This window comes from Streptomyces sp. SID5643 (genome assembly GCF_009872555.1).
Classification (GTDB): domain Bacteria; phylum Actinomycetota; class Actinomycetes; order Streptomycetales; family Streptomycetaceae; genus Streptomyces; species Streptomyces iakyrus.
Window position 1 is genome coordinate 1 of record NZ_WWIC01000069.1, and the last position, 20,415, is coordinate 20,415.

The window sequence follows — 20,415 nt, forward strand, 5'->3', positions numbered from 1 at the left end:
AGCAGGTCGACGCTGACCGGGTAGGCCCAGGCCTTCCAGCCGGTCTGTCCGGCGGCTTCGGCCAGGTCATGCAGGTGAGCGAAGGACAAGGCACCGGCGATGACAGCCTGTATCAGGACGGCATCCGGGCGGATCAAGCGGGACACGGGAGCACCTCCCTTCAGGGGAGTCGGGCCAGGGGCGGGCGGGGAGCGGTGTCCGGCCGCCCGGCCCCGGCGGGAGTTCAGGTGGTGGGGGCCTGGCCGGAGCCGAGGCAGGCCAGGCACAGGCCGGTTTGCCGGCCGACGGTCCGGCGCTTGCGGCCGACGCGGACAGTGCGGGAGACCTCCCCCGAGCCTTTGCACGTCGGGCACTTCGCGGGTTCCGGCGTGGTGGTCTTTGTCGTCGCCATGGGGATCACTCCGTTTTCGGCATGGCTCGGGTAGGGACCTGGCGCGAAGCGGTCGCGCCGACCGTGGCGGGTGCAGGTGCTACTCGGTAACCGGGCGGGGCTTGACCAGCGAGGGCCGGGCCGCCGGTGCAGGAGCGGACACGTAGGGGCGGAACGGGTCGAGGAACGGCAGCTCCGGGACCAGGTGGGCGAACTCGCGGCAGACAGCGACCACTTCGTCGCGCGAGGTGTTCGGGGTGCGAATCTTCGACCAGCCGCCGGAGGCGTCCGCCGCGACAGCGGTCCCGGGGCGGTTCATCTGGATCAGGCTCGCGGCCGGGACCGCGTCCGGTGCCACGTCCGCCAGGCCCATTTCGGCGGTCTGCTTGTCGTTGACGCGGTGCACCACACGGCCGGTGAGCTGAGCCCTCAGCATGGTGGCGCCCTTGCCCAGGTCGGAGCCGAAGCGCTGCCCGCAGATCTCCAGGTAGATGCCGATCGCCCGGGCCATCTGCGCCAGCCGGATCAACGCGGTGACGATCCGTTCCCGGCGCTCCTCATCCTTCTTGGAGGAGATCAGGAACAGTTCCGCCACCTCGTCGACCAGGACGACCACCGGCACCGGCCGCACTTCGTCGGGCAGTTCCCACAGGTCCGAGACGCCGTGACGGCTCAGCAGGTCGAAGCGCTCTTCCATCTCCGCAACCAGCGCGCCGAGCAGGGAGGCAGCGTCGTCGGGAGTGGTGACCAGTGCCGACAGGCGGGGCGCGAAGGCAGACTGTTCCACCCCGCGCTTGCAGTCGACGCCGACCAGGGCCACCGGCAGTTGCGCCAGCCCCTTGATCAGGTTGCGCTGATACATGGACTTGCCGGAGTGGTTTGCGCCCAGGGTGAGCGCCATCGGGGCCTTGCGGTAGTCCCGCTCGAACGCGGTCCCGTCCTCGCGCACCGCGACCGGCACGGCCATGTCGTGCGGGCGGGCCTTGCGCGGCATCCGCACCCGGCGCAGCACGTCATAGCCGGTCATCCGCAGTTCCACGAAGCCGGGCTTCGTCTCCACCACGGTCACCGAGTGGACCCCCCAGGCGTGCCGGAGCCGCTCCGATGAAGCCATCACATCCGCGGGCTCCAGACCGGCCGGAAGCCGCAGGGTCACCCGCAGCCCGGTCGAGGTGCCACGTACCCGGCGGATCTTCGGCGGGACCGGCTGAACCTCCCGGCGAGCGACGTTGCGGGTCATGAACGCCCGCAGACCCGACGGATGCACCGTCAGCCCACACACGTCCATCGTCGAGCGGTACGAGAGGAGGAAGCGGCCCCAGGTGACCGGCATCCCGACCAGCGACCAGTACACGCGCGGCGCGCGTACCTTCGCGTAGCCGAGACCACCGGCACCGGCTAAGGCTCCCGTGGCCTCCAGCCACATCGTCAGGTCCGTCATCGTCAGGCCGCCGGGGTGATCGCGACCGCGCGGAACGAGATCCCGTGCCGCTTCTGGCCGTTGAACTCGTTCTCCCAGTCACGCGCCTTCAGACCGATGACCTTGACCGGCATGCCCGGCTGGAGACCCTCGGGGTAGCCCGTCTCCGGGATGGTCACCTGGTAGAGGTTGCCCTCCCCCTCATCCGAGACCAGCAGACCCACGGTCGACAGACCCGCACCCGTGTCCCGGTCCACGGCCCGCTCACCGGTCTTCTTGTTGGCCATCTTCGGTTCCGGCGCAGTCGCCACGAACACCACAGCGGTCGACGTGTCGATCTTGAACGACGGCATAGTTACCCCTTGGGCAGGTGGGTGTTAGGCCCTTTGGACCTCTTGCTCAACTTGTTGGTACAAGCTGATACCTAGAGATTGCATCACGGGATGTGAGGCGTCAAGCACTTCACGCGAACATGTACCAACAAGTTGAGCGAGTGCGTCATGATGGGGTCTATGAGCAAGCAGCCGAAGTATCAGCAAGTGGCCGATGCGCTGCGGCGCGAGATCGATAAGGGAACCTACGGGCCCGGCTCACGGCTGCCATCGGAGGCTGAGCTCGCAGTTCGCTTCGAGGCCTCGCGCAACACAGTCCGATCCGGGCTGGGCCTGCTCGTCAGCCAAGGACTCATCACGTCGAGCCAAGGTCTCGGCTACGAGGTGCGGAAGCACGAGATCTTCGAGCTGAACGCTTCGCGGTTCGAGAACCTGAACTTCCCCCAGAACGGCGACGCCTACTCGACTGACGTCACGAACGCTGGGCGCCGACCACACCAGACCTTCCGAGTCGAGGTGACCACGATGCCGGAGGACATCGCCCAGCGGTTGCGGGTGGAGGCGGGATCACGTGCCGTTCTTCGGTTCTGCCACCGCTTCGTTGACGATGTGCCGTGGTCGACGCAGGCGACGCACTACCCAGATTGGCTGGTCCGGGAGGCACCACGCCTCGCTGAGCCCGGCGACGTCGCGGAGGGGACCACCCGATACCTCGCCAGCCACGGCATCGAGCAGATTGGGTACGCAGACGAGATCGCTACCCGGATGCCCACGCCAGACGAGGCGCGTCTTCTGGAGATCGGGCCCGGGGTGCCCGTTCTGTTGTGGACCCGCACGGGGTACACCGCAGAGCGCCCGGTGCGATGCACGATCACCACGTTCCGAGGCGACCTGAACCGGATGAACTACGAGATCGGCGACCTGTCCGCCCGGAATGAGAACGACGCCAAGTGAGAATCACCCTCGCAACCCCGGCTGACCTCGATCAGTTGCTTGCCTTCCGTGAGGAGGCAGCGTCATGGATCAGCGCGCTAGGCAGCGATCAGTGGAGCCGTCCGTACCCGGCAGACCGTCTGTTGGCCACGATCGAGGCCGACACCGTCTTCATGCTGCGGGAAGGGGGACACACGGTAGGCACGATCACGCTCACCTCGGAGGCCGAGGAGGGGTTGTGGTCGGAGGGGGAACTTGCCGAGCCGTCGATGTTCGTGAACAAGTTGACTGTCTCCCGCGACTACGCAGGGCGGGACCTTGGGGGCAGGCTCCTCGATTGGGCTGGCGACCGAGCCTACCGATCAGGGGCCAAGTGGCTGCGACTCGACGCTTGGACCACCAACCAGCGGCTACAGCGGTACTACCTTGACCAGGGCTTTCAGCACATGCGGACCGTCCTCGAAGGCACTGCTGTCAACGGGGGCCCACGTGTCTCGGGCTGGCTTGCCCAGCGCCCTGCCCGGCTGGCCGATCACGGCTTTGCCGACGAGACCCCGAGTCCGGAACCTCTCCGGGCTTGAGCTGTTACAGGTTTCTCTACCTCATCAAGCTCCCCGGCTGCGCTCCGCTCCGCCGGGCGCGCTTCCCGGCTCCGCTCCGCCGCCGCTCCTGCCTTCGGCCCGCTCCGGCGGGCTGCGCCGACGCGCGCCCACACGTGGATAGGGCCGGTGGCTATGAGTCGATCACCGCACACAACGCCCGCGGGTTAGAACCATGCCTCCGGCGGGGGATCGGCCGACACCGGGATGGAGGGGGAGCCGTTCCCGACTGCGGATTCGTAGTGGCGTGCGCGGGGTGCTCCCATCCCGTACGCCATCGACCCAGGCAGAGCCGAGCAGACGCGGCCCATGGCGTCCAGGTCGTTCGTACAGTGGCGCGCTCCACCTGGACGCCATGAACCACGCCTGCTCCACGGTGTGTGGGTCGACGGCGTACGGGATGGGAGCTGGGGTGGGTGGTGGGTGGAGGTGGGAGCGCAGCGAGATCAGCTGAACCCCAAGGCTGCGCGTGCGGCACGGCCGAAACCGTCAACCGCCTCGCTGACTGCCTCTAGGTAAGGCAGCGCCTCCTGATAAGGGTCGCTTGGTCTGGACGGACTGCCGACAGGCGGCAAGCGGTCGATAAACTCGGCGAAGTCCATGAGGGCACTGTGTGCCCGCGTGAAGCTGTCAACCACAGCGTCAGGCCCGACGAGCTGCACCGCCGACATCTGCCGGAACTGAACATTGAGGTGGGAAGTAATCTCCGATCGCAGCTCTCGGGCTCCGTCGTCGCCGTCTGTCACTCTGCTGGCCCCATACTCCTGGGTCAGGGCGAGCATGGTCGACAATGCTTCAAGACATGAGGTGTAGACCTCTCTCCGGTGCTGCTCGTGACGCGTCTCTTTCTGGTCCACCAACTGCCGTACCAGATTGCTGCGGCCAGCGAGCCACGTCAGGCCTCCAGTGATGGCGCTGGCCGCAAGAACAGCCCCTGAGCTGATGAGAACCACTGAGGTCTCAGACACACAACTCCCCTCCCAGGGCGCCCCCCTCGCCAGCCCCCAAGCACCCAGCCTGACATCAACGTAGACATCAACGCCGACAGACAAGGGCAGACAGTGACGGCCATGTACGACTATCGTCACTGGTCAGTGACCTTGCCCACCACCGCCTTCGCCACCGTTATGAGAATGGGATGATGTCGTTTATGAAGGGACGAGTCCTTGTCGTCGACGACGACACCGCACTGGCCGAGATGCTCGGCATCGTGCTGCGTGGTGAGGGTTTCGAGCCGTCGTTCGTGGCCGACGGGGACAAGGCGCTGGCCGCGTTCCGCGAGGCCAAGCCCGACCTGGTGCTGCTCGATCTGATGCTGCCCGGTCGCGACGGCATCGAGGTGTGCCGCCTGATCAGGGCGGAGTCGGGTGTGCCGATCGTGATGCTGACGGCGAAGAGCGACACGGTCGACGTCGTCGTGGGTCTGGAGTCGGGCGCCGACGACTACATCGTGAAGCCGTTCAAGCCGAAGGAGCTGGTGGCCCGGATCCGGGCGCGGCTGCGGAGGTCGGAGGAGCCCGCTCCGGAGCAGCTCGCCATCGGTGACCTGGTCATCGATGTGGCGGGGCACTCCGTGAAGCGGGACGGGCAGTCGATCGCGCTGACGCCGCTGGAGTTCGACCTGCTGGTCGCGCTCGCGCGCAAGCCGTGGCAGGTGTTCACGCGCGAGGTGCTGCTGGAGCAGGTGTGGGGTTACCGGCATGCGGCGGACACGCGGCTGGTCAACGTCCATGTGCAGCGGCTGCGCTCCAAGGTCGAGAAGGACCCGGAGAAGCCGGAGATCGTGGTGACCGTCCGTGGTGTCGGATACAAGGCAGGACCGAGCTGACATGTCCGGCGACAGTGCCGCTTCGGCGCCCGGCCGGTCCGGGGCCCGCCCGGAGCGGCCTGTCGGGCGGAAGAAGCCCGGCTCCCGTTGGGGACGGTTCCTGGAGAGCGGGCTGCTGCTCCAGGGCGGAGTCCAGGGCAGCCCGGTCATCCGCCTGTTCATGCGGTGGGTGCGCCGGCCCTTGCTGCCCGTCATGCGGCTGTGGCGGCGCAACATCCAGCTCAAGGTCGTCGTCACGACGCTGCTGATGTCGCTGGGCGTCGTGCTGCTGCTGGGCTTCGTCGTCATCGGGCAGGTGCGCAACGGACTGCTGGACGCCAAGGTGAAGGCGTCCCAGAGCCAGGCCACGGGCGGGTTCGCGGTGGCCAAACAGCGGGCCGACGAGGCGGCGAGCGGCACCGGCGACGACGGCACCACCTCGGTCGGGCGTCCCGCGCAGAACGTCACCCCGTGGATGAGCGACCTCGTCTCCTCGCTGTCCAGCGGCGGTCAGGGCGCCTTCGACGTCGTGACGCTCCCGGCCACCGACGCCGAGGGGGCGGGCGGCCGCGGGCAGCGTGCCTCCGGCGAGGTGGACTGGAACCGGAGCGTGCCCGCTGACCTGCGTGAGCGGATCGGCCACAGTACGACGGCCGCGCAGAGCTACACCCGCATCACCTACAACAACCCGACCAAGGACTCCCAGCCGGGCCTGGTCATCGGCCAGCAGGTGGACGACCCCAACGGCGACCCGTACCAGCTGTACTACCTCTTCCCGCTCACCCAGGAGGAGAAGTCGCTGAGCCTGGTCAAGGGCACGCTGGCGACGGCCGGGCTGTTCGTCGTGGTCCTGCTGGGGGCCATCGCGTGGCTCGTCGTGCGGCAGGTCGTCACGCCGGTGCGGATGGCGGCGGGGATCGCCGAGCGGCTGTCGGCCGGACGGCTCCAGGAGCGTATGAAGGTCACCGGCGAGGACGACATCGCGCGGCTCGGTGAGGCCTTCAACAAGATGGCGCAGAACCTCCAGCTCAAGATCAGCCAGCTGGAGGACCTGTCGCGGATGCAGCGCCGGTTCGTGTCGGACGTGTCGCACGAGCTGCGGACGCCGCTGACGACCGTACGGATGGCCGCGGACGTCATCCACGAGGCGCGGGTGGACTTCGATCCGGTCACCGCGCGGTCGGCGGAGCTGCTCGCGGACCAGCTGGACCGGTTCGAGTCGCTGCTCGCGGACCTGCTGGAGATCAGCCGGTTCGACGCGGGCGCCGCGGCGCTGGAGGCGGAGCCGATAGATCTCAGGGACGTCGTACGGCGGGTGGTCAGCGGCGCAGAGCCGCTCGCGGAGCGCAAGGGCACGCGGATCCGCGTGCTCGGCGACCAGCAGCCCGTCGTCGCGGAGGCCGACGCCCGGCGCGTGGAGCGGGTGCTGCGCAACCTCGTGGTCAACGCCGTCGAGCACGGCGAGGGCAGGGACGTCGTCGTCAAGCTCGCCGCGGCCGGCGGTGCCGTGGCCGTGGCGGTGCGGGACTACGGCGTCGGGCTCAAGCCGGGCGAGGCGACCCGGGTGTTCAGCCGCTTCTGGCGGGCCGACCCGGCACGCGCGCGGACCACGGGCGGCACGGGCCTGGGGCTGTCCATCGCCCTGGAGGACGCGCGCCTGCACGGCGGCTGGTTGCAGGCGTGGGGCGAGCCGGGTGGCGGTTCGCAGTTCCGGCTGACACTGCCCAGGACCGCCGACGAGCCGCTGCGGGGCTCCCCGATACCGCTGGAGCCCAAGGACTCCCGGCGCAACCGGGGGCTCGACGACGCCGGTCTGCCGAGCGGCGGAGGGGACGGAGAGAAGCGGGCGACGGTGCCGGCGCAGCCGGTGAGCGGGCCGGTGGCGCAGGGGGCGAAGCGGGACCCGATACCGCCGCGGAGCGCCCCTACGGCCGATCCGACGGCGCTGCCCGGCAACGGTTCCCGTGTGGTGCCCAGGCCTGCCTCGGGCACGCGCCGGCCGTCCGAGTCGGCCGGGGCGGACCAGCAGGCTCCCGGCGACGGCGTGGGTCGCCCGGAGGGGGCGGGGCGCGACGGAGGTGCCGACGACCGGGCCGGACGGGATCCGGTCGTGAACGGGCCACGGGACGAGGACGACCACACCGCGGGAACGGGCAGCCGGGCGACCGGGCCCGGGGACGCGGACAGGCAAGGGGAGGCATCTCGTGGGCGCTGACCGCGAGAGGCGCGGCCGGCGCAGGCCCGCGCGCGTGATGGCGTACGCCGCCGGCGGCGTCCTGGTGCTGGCGGGGTGTGCCTCGATGCCGGACAGCGGGGACCTGCGGGGCGTGGAGTCCACACCGCGCCAGGAGAGCCAGGTGCAGGTGTTCGCCGTGCCGCCGGGGGAGGACGCGTCGCCCTCGGAGATCGTGCAGGGCTTCCTGGAGGCACTCACCAGCGACGACGCCCGGTACAAGACCGCACGCCAGTACCTGACCGGCGACGCCGCGAAGACCTGGCGGCCCGAGGCGTCCACCACGGTGCTGACGGACGGGCCGGGTGCCAAGCCCGAGCCCGGCGGCGGCGGGGAGGACACCGGTGAGATCTCGTACATGCTGACCGGCACCAAGGTCGCCACCGTCGACGCCCAGCAGGCGTACGCGCCCGCGACCGGGGCGTACGGCAGGAGCGTGCACCTGACGCAGGACGACAAGCGGCAGTGGCGGATCGACGCGCTGCCGCAGGGCGTCGTCATCGGCGAGTCGGACTTCCAGCGCAACTACATGTCCGTCAGCAAGTATTACTTCGCCTCGAACACCGACGCGGCCGGATCGAAGTCACGGCCCACGGCGGTCGCCGACCCCATCTACGTGCGCCGGCGCGTGGAGCCCATGACACAGATGGTGAGTTCCCTGCTCAGCGGGCCCACGCGGTGGCTCGGACCCGTGGTCAGATCGAGTTTCCCCACCGGTACGGCGCTGGCGAAGGGCGCCGGCGCGCTGACGCCGGACGACCGGAGCAAGCTGACGGTCCCGCTCAACGGCAAGGCCGCGGGCATCGGCACCAGCCGGTGCGAGGAGATGGCCGCCCAGATGCTCTTCACGCTGCGCAACCTCAGCCCGGCGGTGGACGAGGTCGAGCTGCGGGCCGGAGGGGCGGAGCTGTGCTCGCTCACGCAGGAGGGGGCCGAATCGGCGGCCTCCCGCAGCTCGGCGCGGCACCCCGATTACCTGTACTTCGTCGACGGCAAGCACCGGCTCGTGCGGATCGCAGCGGGCAGCAGCGGCACCGAGCCGGACCCGGCGCCGGGCGCCCTCGGCGAGGGAGACACCGCGCTGCGGTCGGCGGCGGTTTCGCGTGACGAGCACACCGCCGCCGGCGTCAGCCTCGACGGCCGGTCGCTGTACGTGGGCTCGCTCGTCTCGGGCGGTTCGCTGGGCGAGCCGGTGCTGCGCAGCCAGGGCCGGTCCGAGAAGGACCGGCTGACGCCCCCCAGCTGGGACGCGGACGACGGACTGTGGGTGGCCGACCGCGATCCCGAGCGTCCCCGGCTGCTCCTCTTCGAGGAGGGCAAGGGCGATCCGGTGGAGGTGCGCACGCCGCACTTGGACGGACGGGTCCAGTCCGTGCGGGTCGCCGCCGACGGGGTGCGGATCGCGCTCGTCGTGGAGAAGGGCGGCAAGAAGACCCTGCTCATCGGGCTGATCGAGCGGGACGAGAAGCCGGGTGAGAAGCCGGCCGTCAGGGTGGTGGAACTGCGCTCCGCGACGCCGGAGTTGGAGGAGGTGACCACCATGTCGTGGGCCGGGGACAGCCGGCTCGTGGTGGTCGGGCGCGAGCACGGGGGCGTCGAGCAGATGCGGTACGTCCAGGTCGACGGCTCCACGCCGGACGTGCCGGCGCCCGCGGCCCTGACCGGCGTCAAGGAGGTCACCGCCGCCGAGGACGACCGGCTGCCGCTGGTGGCGTACTCGGTGGACGGCATCGTCCGCCTGCCCTCGGGTGAGCAGTGGCAGAAGGTGACGGAGGGGACCGCACCGGTCTATCCGGGGTGAGCTGTCGGCGCCCCCGTGGCGGGTGTGCTGGTGCGGGCGGCCGCTCCTGCCGAGGTCGGACTCAGCAGGGGCGGCCGCCGGTGTTCGGGGGCGTGCGCGAGGGCCGGTGCTCGTGTCGCCTCCGGCTTGTGGCATCCGGGCTTCTGCGGGGCGTCACTCGTGTGGGGGACGGGCCGGTGGGGAGGGCGGCTGGTTGTCCACAGGCGGTTGCCCACAGTTGTCCACAGGGGTGGCCGGACCGGACCCACCCGGGCACAGTGGTGGCCATGCGGGGGTGGTGGCAGGACCTGACCGACCTGGTGCTGCCGGGCGAGTGCGGGGGCTGCGGGGAGCCCCGTACGGCGCTGTGCGCGCGGTGCCGTGCGGTGCTGGGCGGAACCGCGGTGCGGCGGGTGCGGCCGGTGCCGGAGCCGCCCGGGCTGCCCGTGGTGCACGCTGCGGCCCGGTACGCGGACGAGGTCCGCGCGACGCTGCTGGCCCACAAGGAACGGGGCGCCCTGGCGCTCGCCGGACCGCTCGGAGCGGCGCTGGCGGAAGCCGTACGGGCGGGGCTGCGGGACGCCCGGCCTCCGGCGTGGGCCGGAGGGGCCCGGCTCCCGGACGGCAGGGCCTTGGTGGGAGGTGCCCGGCCCCCGGACGGCAGGGCTCCTGTGCTGCTCGTGCCGGTGCCGTCCGGGCGGCGGGCCGTGCGGGCCCGGGGGCATGATCCGGCGCGGCGGATCGCGCTCGCGGCAGCGGGTGAGTTGCGCCGCTGGGGGCTTCCGGCCCGGGTGGCCGGGGTGCTGCGGCAGCGCCGGGCCGTGGCCGACCAGGCGGGGCTCAACTCCCGGCAGCGGCTGGACAATCTCGCGGGCGCGCTGGCGGTGGCTCCCGGCGGCGCCCGGTTGCTCTCCGGGGGAGCGGTCGTCCTCGTCGACGACGTGATGACCACCGGGGCTTCTCTGGCGGAGGCCGCACGTGCCGTTCGGGCGGTCTCGGGCGGGCGGCGGACCGCTTTCGGGGTGACGGGGCCGATTCCGAACGCCTCAAGTACTTCGGCCGTGTATGCGGGAGAGACGTGGGAAAGCAGAGAGGAACAGAACGTCGGATCAAGGTGGGAGAGGACGGGCCGGTGGCCCGCCCGGCAGGTGAACGCGGGCGCGGGCGACGTCGGCGGAGTCGTCGAGGTGGTGTGCGCGGCAGTGGTCGCGGCAACACCGGACTCTTTCGAAATAAACCGGAACTGACTGAGATCTTGTGTCGTTGCAGGTAACGAGAGGGCCTATTCACCTGAACGGAGGTACGCCGCAGTAGAGGGTGACGACATCCGTCCGGGCGAGATATGTTCGGTTGAGAGGGAAAGCCGCAGGCCACACCTCTCGAATCCGAATGCCGTGCTGCGAGTTTTTCTTCATCACTCGCGCCGGTGGAGTGGAGATCTCGCTCGCGGGGGAGGAGGTGGAAGTCACCGAGTCCGAGGTTCCGGGACTCACCGGAGCCTGGTGCAAAAGGGAGACGCTCCGCACCGCAGCGGAGCGATCCGGGAACGGAGTTCTGCGTGGACATCGTCGTCAAGGGCCGCAAGACCGAGGTGCCCGAGCGGTTCCGGAAGCACGTGGCCGAGAAGCTGAAGCTGGAGAAGATCCAGAAGCTCGATGGCAAGGTGATCAGCCTCGACGTCGAGGTGTCCAAGGAGCCCAACCCCCGGCAGGCCGACCGCTGTGACCGAGTGGAGATCACGCTCCGCTCCCGCGGCCCGGTGATCCGGGCGGAGGCAGCGGCGAGCGACCCGTACGCGGCGCTCGACCTGGCGGCGGAAAAGCTGGAAGCCCGGCTGCGCAGGCAGCACGACAAGCGGTACTCGCGCCGTGGCGCGCGCCGCATCCCGGCCGCCGAGGTCGCCGACCACGTCCCGGGTGTGGCGACGCTCAACGGAAACGGCCTGGTGACGGCCTCCGAGGAGGAGCCCGAGGCCGTACCCACGAAGAAGATCGGTTCGCTGGAGGTCCAGGGTGACGGCCCCATCGTCGTCCGCGAGAAGACCCACGTCGCAGCCCCCATGACCCTCGACCAGGCTCTCTACGAGATGGAGCTGGTCGGGCACGACTTCTACCTGTTCGTCGACTCCGAGACCAAGGAACCGAGTGTCGTCTACCGACGGCACGCCTACGACTACGGCGTGATCCACCTCAGCACGGACACGATGGTCACCCAGGCGCATTCCCCCGACGCGGGTGGTGCGCTCGGCGGCTGACCGTGCCGGCAGACAGCGGAACAGGTGCCCCTGGAGCGCGTGTGCGCCCCCAGGGGCACCCCCGTGCGACCACTTCGCGCCCCGCTCCGGCACCCCGCTGCCGTCCGGGCATGAAATCATGGTGGCCACGGCCCAACCGGTGGGTCGTTGCTCTGGGTTGGCGATGGCTCAGGACCTCAGGCCACAGCCTTCAGGGGGAGGAACGATGGCGGACAGCTTCGGACCGATGCGTGACGAGGACGCCGACGACGGCGTCGTCGGCATGGGCCCGGACTCGGGGACTCCACGCAAGGAACCGATCAGAGTCCTTGTGGTGGACGACCACGCCTTGTTCCGCCGGGGCCTGGAGATCGTGCTCGCGGCCGAGGAGGACATCCAGGTCATCGGGGAGGCGGGCGACGGCGCCGAAGCCGTCGAGAAGGCCGCCGACCTGCTGCCCGACATCGTCCTGATGGACGTGCGGATGCCCAAGCGGGGTGGGATCGAGGCGTGCACCTCCATCAAGGAGGTGGCACCCAGCGCCAAGATCATCATGCTGACGATCAGCGACGAGGAAGCCGATCTCTACGACGCCATCAAGGCGGGGGCGACCGGCTATCTCCTCAAGGAGATCTCCACGGACGAGGTGGCCACCGCCATTCGGGCGGTGGCCGACGGACAGTCGCAGATCAGCCCGTCCATGGCGTCGAAACTCCTCACCGAGTTCAAGTCGATGATCCAGCGCACGGACGAACGCCGGCTGGTGCCCGCGCCGCGCCTGACCGACCGCGAACTGGAAGTCCTCAAGCTCGTCGCGACGGGAATGAACAACCGTGACATCGCCAAGGAGTTGTTCATCTCCGAGAACACCGTGAAGAACCACGTCCGCAACATCCTGGAGAAGCTGCAACTGCACTCCAGGATGGAAGCGGTGGTGTACGCGATGCGGGAGAAGATCCTCGAGATCCGCTAGGACGCGATCTCAGCCGAGAAGGCGGGCGAGTTCCTGCGCCAGGGGCTCGCGCAGCTCCGGCGTGTCGACCCGTTCCACACGGGCGTCCGTGCAGTCCACCCACGTCGCTGCCTCGGCCAGGGCCTGGGCCACGGCCGGGACGGCCTTCGGGCCGTCCAATGTGACCTGCTTGGCGACCAGCGTGCGGCCCTCGCGGGCCGGGTCCACGCGGCCGACCAGACGGCCGCCGGCCAGGACCGGCATCGCGAAGTAGCCGTGGATCCGCTTCTGTTTGGGGACGTAGGCCTCCAGGCGGTGCGTGAATCCGAAGATCCGCTCCGTGCGCGCCCGCTCCCAGATCAGGGAGTCGAAGGGCGACAGGAGCGTGGTGCGGTGGCGGCCGCGCGGGGGCGTCTCCAGAGCCGCGGGATCGGCCCACGCCGGCTTGCCCCAGCCCTCGACCGAGACCGGAACCAGGCCGGACTCGGCGATCACCGCGTCGACCTGCTCGCCCTTGAGGCGGTGGTAGTCGGCGATGTCCGCGCGGGTGCCCACCCCCAGGGACCGGCCCGCCAGACCGACCAGGCGGCGCAGGCACTCGGTGTCGTCCAGCTCGTCGTGCAGCAGATCGTCGGGCACGGCGCGCTCGGCGAGGTCGTAGATGCGCTTCCAGCCGCGGCGCTCCACGCAGACCACCTCGCCGTACATGAGGGCGCGTTCCACCGCGACCTTGGAGCCTGACCAGTCCCACCAGTCGTTCGTCTTCTTCGCGCCGCCCAACTCCGTCGCCGTGAGGGGGCCTTCGGAGCGGAGCTGCTTGATGACCTGGTCGTAGACGCCGTCGGGCAGGTCGTGGTTCCAGTGCGGGCGGTTGCGGTAGGCGCGGCGGCGGAAGGCGAAGTGGGGCCACTCCTCGATGGGCAGGATGCAGGCGGCGTGGGACCAGTACTCGAAGGAGTGCGTGTCCTGCCAGTAGGCGTCCTCGACCGTTCTGCGGCCGACCGCGCCCAGCCGGGCATACGGGACGAGTTCATGGGAGCGGGCCAGGACCGAGATGGTGTCGAGCTGTATCGCGCCCAGGTGGCGCAGGACGCCACGGACACCGGAACGGCGGTCGGGCGCGCCGAGGAAGCCTTGGGCGCGGAGCGCGATTCTGCGGGCCTCGTCCGCGGAGAGGTCGGCAATGGGGCGAGGGGTGGTCATGGGCGCAGCGTAGGGGGTGGGACTGACAACGGGAGGTGACCTGCGGGTTCTCATGGAGGACGGGCAGGTCAGCGTGCCGGCAGGTACGGGGCCGTGGACGGCAGGCCCAGGTCCGAGGGGAGCAGCGAGCCCACCCAGGTGTCCCGTCGTACTCCCTTGTTGTTCGTCGCGGAACGCAGCGTGCCCTCGATCGTGAAGCCCGCTCGTTCCGCCACCGCGCGGGAGGCCCGGTTGCCCACCTCGGCGCGCCATTCGACGCGGTCGAGTGCGGCGCGGGTGAAGGACCAGCGGCAGACGGTGAGGACGGCCTCGGTGACGTAGCCGTTGGCGCGGTGCTGCTTGGCGGCCCAGAAACCGATCTCGCCCATGCCCAGGGCACGCATCGTGATGCCGAGCATGCCCGCCAGTTCCCCGGAGTGCAGGAAGACGCCGAAGGTGAACATGGAGCCGTCCCGCCAGCCGTCCGGGACCAGTTGTCCGGTGAAGCTCTGGGCGTGCTCGCGCAGGTAGGGCGAGGGGATCGTGGTCCAGCGCTGGATGTCGGGGTCCTGGCAGGCCTCGTGCACCGCGTCGGTGTCCTGGGGTCCCACCGTGCGCAGCAACAGACGGTCCGTGGTGAGGGTGACGGGTTCCATCGGGCGATTCTGCTCGGACGCCGGCCGTGATGTCCCGTGTTTGCCCTCGGTGAAGAGGTGATCACGGGTTGTGCAATTCGGTGGAGGGGTGCGGCACTATCCGAGGGGGCTGCACGTTGTCCCCTTTGAAGCAGACGTGAATCTCGACGCAGACGTGAATCAGAATCGAAGCAGCGGACGGTCGCCGTCACGGCAGGCCCTCCCGGCGCGGTGGGGTCCTCGCATACGATGGCCGTTGCTCAGTAAGTCAAGTGGTAACCGACCGTCCCAGGCCCGACCGGCAAGGAGACCAACCCCCGTGTCCGTCCTCTCGAAGATCATGCGTGCAGGCGAAGGCAAGATCCTGCGCAAGCTGCACCGCATCGCGGACCAGGTCAACTCCATCGAAGAGGACTTCGTCGACCTCTCCGACGCCGAGCTGCGCGCCCTCACCGATGAGTACAAGCAGCGCTACGCCGACGGCGAGACCCTGGACGACCTGCTGCCCGAGGCGTTCGCCACCGTCCGCGAGGCCGCCAAGCGCGTCCTCGGCCAGCGTCACTACGACGTGCAGATGATGGGTGGCGCGGCCCTGCACATGGGCTACGTGGCCGAGATGAAGACCGGTGAGGGCAAGACCCTCGTCGGCACCCTGCCGGCCTATCTGAACGCCCTGTCCGGCAAGGGCGTCCACATCATCACGGTCAATGACTACCTGGCCGAGCGCGACTCCGAGATGATGGGCCGCGTCCACCGGTTCCTGGGCCTCGAGGTCGGCTGCATCCTCGCCAACATGACGCCGGCTCAGCGCCGCGAGCAGTACGCCTGCGACATCACGTACGGCACGAACAACGAGTTCGGCTTCGACTACCTGCGCGACAACATGGCCTGGTCCCAGGACGAGCTCGTCCAGCGCGGCCACAACTTCGCCATCGTCGACGAGGTCGACTCCATCCTCATCGACGAGGCCCGTACGCCGCTGATCATCTCCGGCCCGGCCGACCAGGCCACCAAGTGGTACGGGGACTTCGCCAAGCTGGTGAAGCGCCTCAAGCGCGGCGAGGCCGGCCAGCCGCTCAAGGGCATCGAGGAGACCGGCGACTACGACGTCGACGAGAAGAAGCGCACCGTCGCCATCCACGAGTCCGGTGTCGCCAAGGTCGAGGACTGGCTGGGCATCGACAACCTCTACGAGTCGGTGAACACCCCGCTGGTGGGCTACCTGAACAACGCCATCAAGGCCAAGGAGCTCTTCAAGAAGGACAAGGACTACGTCATCATCGACGACGAGGTCATGATCGTCGACGAGCACACCGGACGTATCCTCGCGGGCCGCCGCTACAACGAGGGCATGCACCAGGCGATCGAGGCCAAGGAGTCGGTGCCGATCAAGGACGAGAACCAGACGCTCGCCACGATCACCCTCCAGAACTTCTTCCGCCTCTACAAGCGCCACGACCACAACGGCAAGGAACAGCCGGGCCTGTGCGGCATGACCGGTACGGCCATGACCGAGGCCGCGGAGTTCCACCAGATCTACAAGCTCGGCGTGGTGCCGATCCCGACCAACCGGCCGATGGTCCGCAAGGACCAGTCGGACCTGATCTACCGGACCGAGGTCGCCAAGTTCGAGGCGGTCGTCGACGACATCGAGGAGAAGCACCGCAAGGGGCAGCCGATCCTCGTCGGCACGACCTCCGTCGAGAAGTCCGAGTACCTCTCGCAGCAGCTCAGCAAGCGCGGCATCCAGCACGAGGTGCTGAACGCCAAGCAGCACGACCGGGAGGCGACGATCGTCGCCCAGGCCGGCCGCAAGGGCGCCGTCACGGTGGCCACGAACATGGCCGGCCGTGGTACGGACATCAAGCTCGGCGGCAACCCCGAGGACCTCGCCGAGGCGGAGCTGCGCCAGCGTGGCCTCGACCCCGAGGAGCACATCGAGGAGTGGGCGCACGCCCTGCCCGAGGCGCTCCAGCGGGCCGAGAAGGCCGTCCAGAACGAGAAGGACGAGGTCGAGAAGCTCGGCGGGCTCTACGTGCTGGGCACCGAGCGCCACGAGTCGCGGCGCATCGACAACCAGCTGCGCGGTCGCTCCGGCCGTCAGGGCGACCCCGGCGAGTCCCGCTTCTACCTCTCCCTCGGCGATGACCTGATGCGCCTGTTCAAGGCCCAGATGGTCGAGCGCGTGATGTCGATGGCCAACGTCCCGGACGACGTGCCGATCGAGAACAAGATGGTCACCCGCGCGATCGCCTCCGCCCAGTCGCAGGTCGAGCAGCAGAACTTCGAGACGCGCAAGAACGTCCTGAAGTACGACGAGGTGCTCAACCGCCAGCGCGAGGTCATCTACGGCGAGCGGCGCCGCGTCCTGGAGGGCGAGGACCTGCACGAGCAGGTACAGCACTTCATGGACGACACCATCGACGCCTACGTCCAGGCCGAGACCGCCGAGGGCTTCCCCGAGGACTGGGACCTCGACCGGCTGTGGGGCGCCTTCAAGCAGCTCTACCCGTGCAACATCACGGTCGAGGAGCTGGAGGAGGCGGCGGGCGACCGTGCCGGGCTGACCGCCGAGTTCATCGGCGACTCCATCAAGGACGACATCCACGAGCAGTACCAGGCGCGTGAGGACCAGCTCGGCTCCGAGATCATGCGGGAGCTGGAGCGCCGGGTCGTGCTGTCGGTCCTGGACCGCAAGTGGCGCGAGCACCTCTACGAGATGGACTACCTCCAGGAGGGCATCGGTCTGCGCGCCATGGCGCAGAAGGACCCGCTGGTCGAGTACCAGCGCGAGGGCTTCGACATGTTCACCGCGATGATGGAGGGCATCAAGGAGGAGTCCATCGGCTACCTGTTCAACCTGGAGGTCCAGGTCGAGCAGCAGGTCGAGGAGGTCCCGGTCGAGGACACCAAGCCGGTGGCCGACCTGGAGAAGCAGGACGCGGTGCCGGCGCAGGCGGGCTCCCGGCCGGAGATCCGCGCCAAGGGCCTCGACGTCCCGCAGCGGCGCAACCTCCACTTCTCCGCGCCGACGGTCGACGGCGAGGGCGGCACCATCGAGGGCGACTTCACCGAGGACGGCGAGCCGGTGCGCTCCGAGGCCGACGGCCTCACGCGCGCGGAGCGGCGCAAGCAGGCGCGGGGCCGCGGGCGCCGCAAGAAGTGACGCTCGCCTGGACGTCGTAGCGGCTCGAAGGGCCGGACACCTGAGGGTGTCCGGCCCTTCGGCGTCATGGCGTCGACGGCATAGGCCGGCGTCGACAGCTTCAGCCGGCGATGCGGCCTCAGTGGGCGATGCGGCCTCAGTGGGCGATGCGGCCTCAGCCGGCTTCGGGGCGAGGCGGGCGGGGGCCGCCGAGTTCGACCGCCGTGCAGCGCCACCGGCGGTCCCGCCCGAGTTCCAGGCGGAAGGCCATGGCGCGCAGCCGGTCGCCGGCACCGATACGGGCGAAGGCCTCGATGGCACCCGGACGGGGCTCGTAGTAGCCGATGTCGCGGACGACGGGACGGGCGCCGCGCGTGCGCAGGGGGCCGCGTTCGGCCAGCCACGCCAGCTCGTCGTAGGCGCGGCCACGGGTGTGGCGGAGCATCGAGTGGACGGGGCGGTGACCGCTCAGCACGGCGACGAGGAGGTCGGCGAAGAGGTCGGTGGGCAGGGGCTGGGGGATCACCGCGGGGCGGGAACCCTGGGCCGGGACGCGGGGGGCCGTTCCGGCCTCGGCGAGGGCGGAAGGGGTCGCGTCCGTGGGCGCCGGGGTGGAGTCCGTTGCCGTGGTCCTGCGGGGTGCTGTCCGGGTCGCCGAGGGGGTCGGCGGGCGTGTGTCCGACGGGCGGGTGCGGGAGGCCCGGGCACGGATGGAGGCCGGAGGACGTCCGCCCGCCGCCGGAGGCCGGGCCCGGCCGCTCCCGGGGGAACGCGGAGGTGCTGCGCCGGCCGGGGCGGCCGGCGCGGCTTCATGGCGGGTGGGGAAGCGGGGTGGGGTGGCGCCGGTCGGGCGTGGAGCAGCGCCGTCCGAGGGGCGGGGTGCAGCTCCGGGCGCGGTGTCGGCCGGTGCAGGTGGCGCGGTGCCGTCGAGGAGCGTCGTGCTCCCCCGTGTGAGGGGAGCCGTCGTCGCGGGGCGGCCGGTGCCGGGTCGGGCGCGGGTGGGGCGGGGCTGGGTCCTGGTCATGACCTTGTGCATGGGGGTCCCCGTTTCGTGGGCCCGGCGAGTACCGGGGAGTAACTTCGGGTGGTGATCTTGTACGGGGCCGACGGGGGCGGCGGCAAGGAAGCGGGATACGCGTCGTGGGCGCCGGAAGGTTCACTTATCCGGGTGATATCAGAGGCGTGGAGCCCGTGAGTGCGGGGGTGTGCAGGGTGAATTCCCGGCCCGGAGTGGACGCCCCGGGCGGCTCGGGGCGGGACTCGAAAGGGGACGCCCCGCACGTATCCTGAAGGCCTTCCGCAGCCTCGCGGAGCCCTTCGGATCCCCCGACCACGACCACGAAAGCGGCCAGCCCATGCGTGTCTACGTGCCCCTGACCCTCCCCGGTCTCGCCGAGGCGTACAGGACGGGCGAGCTGGGAGCCGGACCGTTCGTCGCCTACGCCGTGACGCCCGGGCTGCGCGAGTGGTACGTCTCCGACGACACCGAGGAACTGGAGTACGCGGCGCTCGGCCGGGCCGCGCTGGCCTCGCTGCGCCTGCTGGCGGCCGAGCCCGACGCGCCGCGGCGCCGGGTCGTGATCGCCGTCGACGTGGCCGACCGGGCCGTGAGCGCGGATCCCGGCCGGGAGCTCGATCCGGCGCCGGGCGAGGTGCGGGTCGCGGACGCGGTGCCGTTGGGCAAGGCGGCGTCGGTGCACGTCGACGCGGCGGACGCCCAGGCCGATGTGACGGCGGCCGCCGACGCGCTGCGGGCGGCGGACGGCGGGGACGACGACGCGCAGTCCCTCGTGGACGGGGCCGAGGACCACGAGCTGCTGTGGTTCGCCACGCAGGAGATCGCGAACCTGGTCGGGCACCGGGACTGAACATGGCCCCGGGGGCGCGTTGAGGCGCCGTCCTCTTGATTGTCAGTGGGGGCGGGTACGTTTTCAGGCATGGGGATGAAGACGGGCGCGCACATCGTCTGGGACTGGAACGGGACGCTGTTCCACGACATCGACGCGATCATCGGGGCGACGAACGCGGCCTTCGCCGAGCTGGGGCTCGAGCCGCTGACGCTGGAGAAGTACCGGGAGCTGTACTGCGTGCCGGTGCCGAAGTTCTACGAGCGGCTGATGGGGCGGCTGCCGACCGAGGCCGAGTGGGAGGCGATGGACGACGTCTTCCACCGGTACTACGCCGAGCACCGGACGGCGTGCGGGCTGACGGTCGGGGCCGTGGAGCTGCTGGCCGGGTGGCGTTCGGCGGGCCGCAGCCAGTCGATCCTGAGCATGTACGTGCACGAGGAGCTCGTGCCGCTGGTGCGCGGCTTCGGCATCGAGCCGCACTTCATACGGGTGGACGGGCGGACCGGGCCGTCGGGGGGCAGCAAGGCCGAGCACATGGTGCGGCACCTGGCGTCGCTGAGCGGGGTGGCGCCGGAGCGCACCGTGGTGATCGGGGACGCGGCGGACGACGCCGTAGCCGCGCTGCACGTCGGGGCCCGGGCCGTGCTGTACACCGGCGGGTCGCACAGCCGGGTGAGCCTGGAAGCGGTCGGCGTGCCTGTCGTGGACACGCTGGAGGAGGCGGTCGAGGAGGCGGAGCGGCTCGCGGCCTGACCGGCTCCCAGAGGTCTCCCGGACCGGACAAGAGGTCCCCCCAGACCGGAACGCGTAGCGGCACTGTGCAGAACGTCAAACTTCCAGGGCTGGTTTTGTACACATACGGCTCATGACGGAGCCCCTGTAAGGAGCGATAGCCTTGGTGGCGTGATCAGCGCGATAGTTCGCGGGGACGTCGTCGTCCCTGC

General features: G+C 70.1%; 19 protein-coding genes. 11 read left to right on the forward strand and 8 right to left on the reverse strand.

Annotated elements, in window-relative coordinates; translation table 11 throughout:
- The 4 genes from GTY56_RS08500 to GTY56_RS08510 all read right to left on the reverse strand — a co-directional run.
- Positions 1-146 (reverse strand): DUF2637 domain-containing protein (locus GTY56_RS08500; RefSeq protein ID WP_161364073.1); only part of this gene is annotated, 146 nt, incomplete at its 3' end.
- 77 nt (positions 147-223) lie between these two features.
- Positions 224-391 carry a hypothetical protein gene (locus tag GTY56_RS39835; protein ID WP_202509906.1) on the reverse strand — a complete coding sequence of 56 codons (168 nt, stop codon included), beginning with the start codon at positions 389-391 and terminating at the stop codon, positions 224-226.
- A 79-nt stretch (positions 392-470) separates the two neighbouring features.
- Positions 471-1,811 carry an FtsK/SpoIIIE domain-containing protein gene (locus GTY56_RS08505; RefSeq protein WP_161364074.1) on the reverse strand — a complete coding sequence of 447 codons (1,341 nt, stop codon included), beginning with the start codon at positions 1,809-1,811 and terminating at the stop codon, positions 471-473.
- Positions 1,812-1,813: 2 nt separating this feature from the next.
- Positions 1,814-2,143 carry an SCO3933 family regulatory protein gene (locus GTY56_RS08510; protein WP_161364076.1) on the reverse strand — a complete coding sequence of 110 codons (330 nt, stop codon included), beginning with the start codon at positions 2,141-2,143 and terminating at the stop codon, positions 1,814-1,816.
- A 159-nt stretch (positions 2,144-2,302) separates the two neighbouring features.
- Between GTY56_RS08510 and GTY56_RS08515 the strand changes: the two genes are divergently transcribed.
- On the forward strand, positions 2,303-3,076 hold the full coding sequence (locus GTY56_RS08515) for a GntR family transcriptional regulator (RefSeq protein ID WP_161364079.1): 774 nt from the start codon (positions 2,303-2,305) through the stop codon (positions 3,074-3,076).
- Positions 3,073-3,636, forward strand: a complete 564-nt coding sequence (locus GTY56_RS08520) for a GNAT family N-acetyltransferase (protein WP_161364081.1) — start codon at positions 3,073-3,075, stop codon at positions 3,634-3,636. Before GTY56_RS08515 ends, GTY56_RS08520 begins: the two co-directional genes overlap by 4 nt.
- Before the next feature lie 464 nt (positions 3,637-4,100).
- Here the strand turns inward: GTY56_RS08520 and GTY56_RS08525 are convergent, their stop codons facing one another.
- The gene (locus tag GTY56_RS08525; RefSeq protein ID WP_161364083.1) at positions 4,101-4,622 is read right to left on the reverse strand and encodes a hypothetical protein; all 522 of its coding nucleotides are present in this window, start codon (positions 4,620-4,622) and stop codon (positions 4,101-4,103) included.
- A 170-nt stretch (positions 4,623-4,792) separates the two neighbouring features.
- Here GTY56_RS08525 and mtrA point away from each other — a divergent pair, with 170 nt between their 5' ends.
- The 6 genes from mtrA to GTY56_RS08555 all read left to right on the forward strand — a co-directional run bounded on the left by mtrA (position 4,793) and on the right by GTY56_RS08555 (position 12,680).
- Positions 4,793-5,482: a two-component system response regulator MtrA gene (mtrA, locus tag GTY56_RS08530; protein WP_009188938.1), complete on the forward strand. Its 690-nt coding sequence runs from the start codon at positions 4,793-4,795 to the stop codon at positions 5,480-5,482.
- A gap of 1 nt (position 5,483) precedes the next feature.
- Positions 5,484-7,676: an MtrAB system histidine kinase MtrB gene (mtrB, locus tag GTY56_RS08535; protein WP_161364085.1), complete on the forward strand. Its 2,193-nt coding sequence runs from the start codon at positions 5,484-5,486 to the stop codon at positions 7,674-7,676.
- A complete protein-coding gene (locus GTY56_RS08540; RefSeq protein WP_346345440.1) occupies positions 7,666-9,495 on the forward strand; it encodes an LpqB family beta-propeller domain-containing protein in 1,830 nt (609 codons plus the stop codon). The genes mtrB and GTY56_RS08540 overlap by 11 nt, the downstream gene beginning before the upstream one ends.
- 266 nt (positions 9,496-9,761) lie before the next feature.
- Positions 9,762-10,721 (forward strand): ComF family protein, encoded by a 960-nt coding sequence (locus GTY56_RS08545; protein ID WP_161364087.1) that lies wholly within the window; start codon positions 9,762-9,764, stop codon positions 10,719-10,721.
- A gap of 311 nt (positions 10,722-11,032) precedes the next feature.
- The gene (gene hpf / locus GTY56_RS08550) at positions 11,033-11,728 is read left to right on the forward strand and encodes a ribosome hibernation-promoting factor, HPF/YfiA family (RefSeq protein WP_161364089.1); all 696 of its coding nucleotides are present in this window, start codon (positions 11,033-11,035) and stop codon (positions 11,726-11,728) included.
- A 205-nt stretch (positions 11,729-11,933) separates the two neighbouring features.
- Positions 11,934-12,680, forward strand: coding sequence for a response regulator (locus tag GTY56_RS08555; RefSeq protein WP_107455305.1), 747 nt, complete (start codon positions 11,934-11,936; stop codon positions 12,678-12,680).
- Positions 12,681-12,689: 9 nt separating this feature from the next.
- On the opposite strand, the gene GTY56_RS08560 is transcribed toward GTY56_RS08555, so the two are convergent.
- The gene (locus GTY56_RS08560; protein ID WP_161364091.1) at positions 12,690-13,862 is read right to left on the reverse strand and encodes a winged helix-turn-helix domain-containing protein; all 1,173 of its coding nucleotides are present in this window, start codon (positions 13,860-13,862) and stop codon (positions 12,690-12,692) included.
- Between the two features lie 68 nt (positions 13,863-13,930).
- Positions 13,931-14,497, reverse strand: coding sequence for a GNAT family N-acetyltransferase (locus GTY56_RS08565; protein WP_161364093.1), 567 nt, complete (start codon positions 14,495-14,497; stop codon positions 13,931-13,933).
- Positions 14,498-14,795: 298 nt separating this feature from the next.
- On the opposite strand from GTY56_RS08565, the gene secA reads away from it, so the two are divergent.
- Complete coding sequence (secA, locus tag GTY56_RS08570; protein WP_161364095.1) at positions 14,796-17,642, forward strand: preprotein translocase subunit SecA; 2,847 nt, start codon at positions 14,796-14,798, stop codon at positions 17,640-17,642.
- Between the two features lie 154 nt (positions 17,643-17,796).
- On the opposite strand, the gene GTY56_RS41295 is transcribed toward secA, so the two are convergent.
- Positions 17,797-18,147: an Rv3235 family protein gene (locus GTY56_RS41295; RefSeq protein ID WP_524540086.1), complete on the reverse strand. Its 351-nt coding sequence runs from the start codon at positions 18,145-18,147 to the stop codon at positions 17,797-17,799.
- 829 nt (positions 18,148-18,976) lie between these two features.
- Here GTY56_RS41295 and GTY56_RS08580 point away from each other — a divergent pair.
- Together GTY56_RS08580 and GTY56_RS08585 are read left to right on the forward strand one after the other, a co-directional pair.
- Positions 18,977-19,489, forward strand: coding sequence for a DUF6912 family protein (locus GTY56_RS08580; protein WP_161364099.1), 513 nt, complete (start codon positions 18,977-18,979; stop codon positions 19,487-19,489).
- Between the two features lie 69 nt (positions 19,490-19,558).
- Positions 19,559-20,224 (forward strand): HAD family hydrolase, encoded by a 666-nt coding sequence (locus GTY56_RS08585; protein WP_033308238.1) that lies wholly within the window; start codon positions 19,559-19,561, stop codon positions 20,222-20,224.
- Positions 20,225-20,415 lie beyond the last annotated feature (191 nt).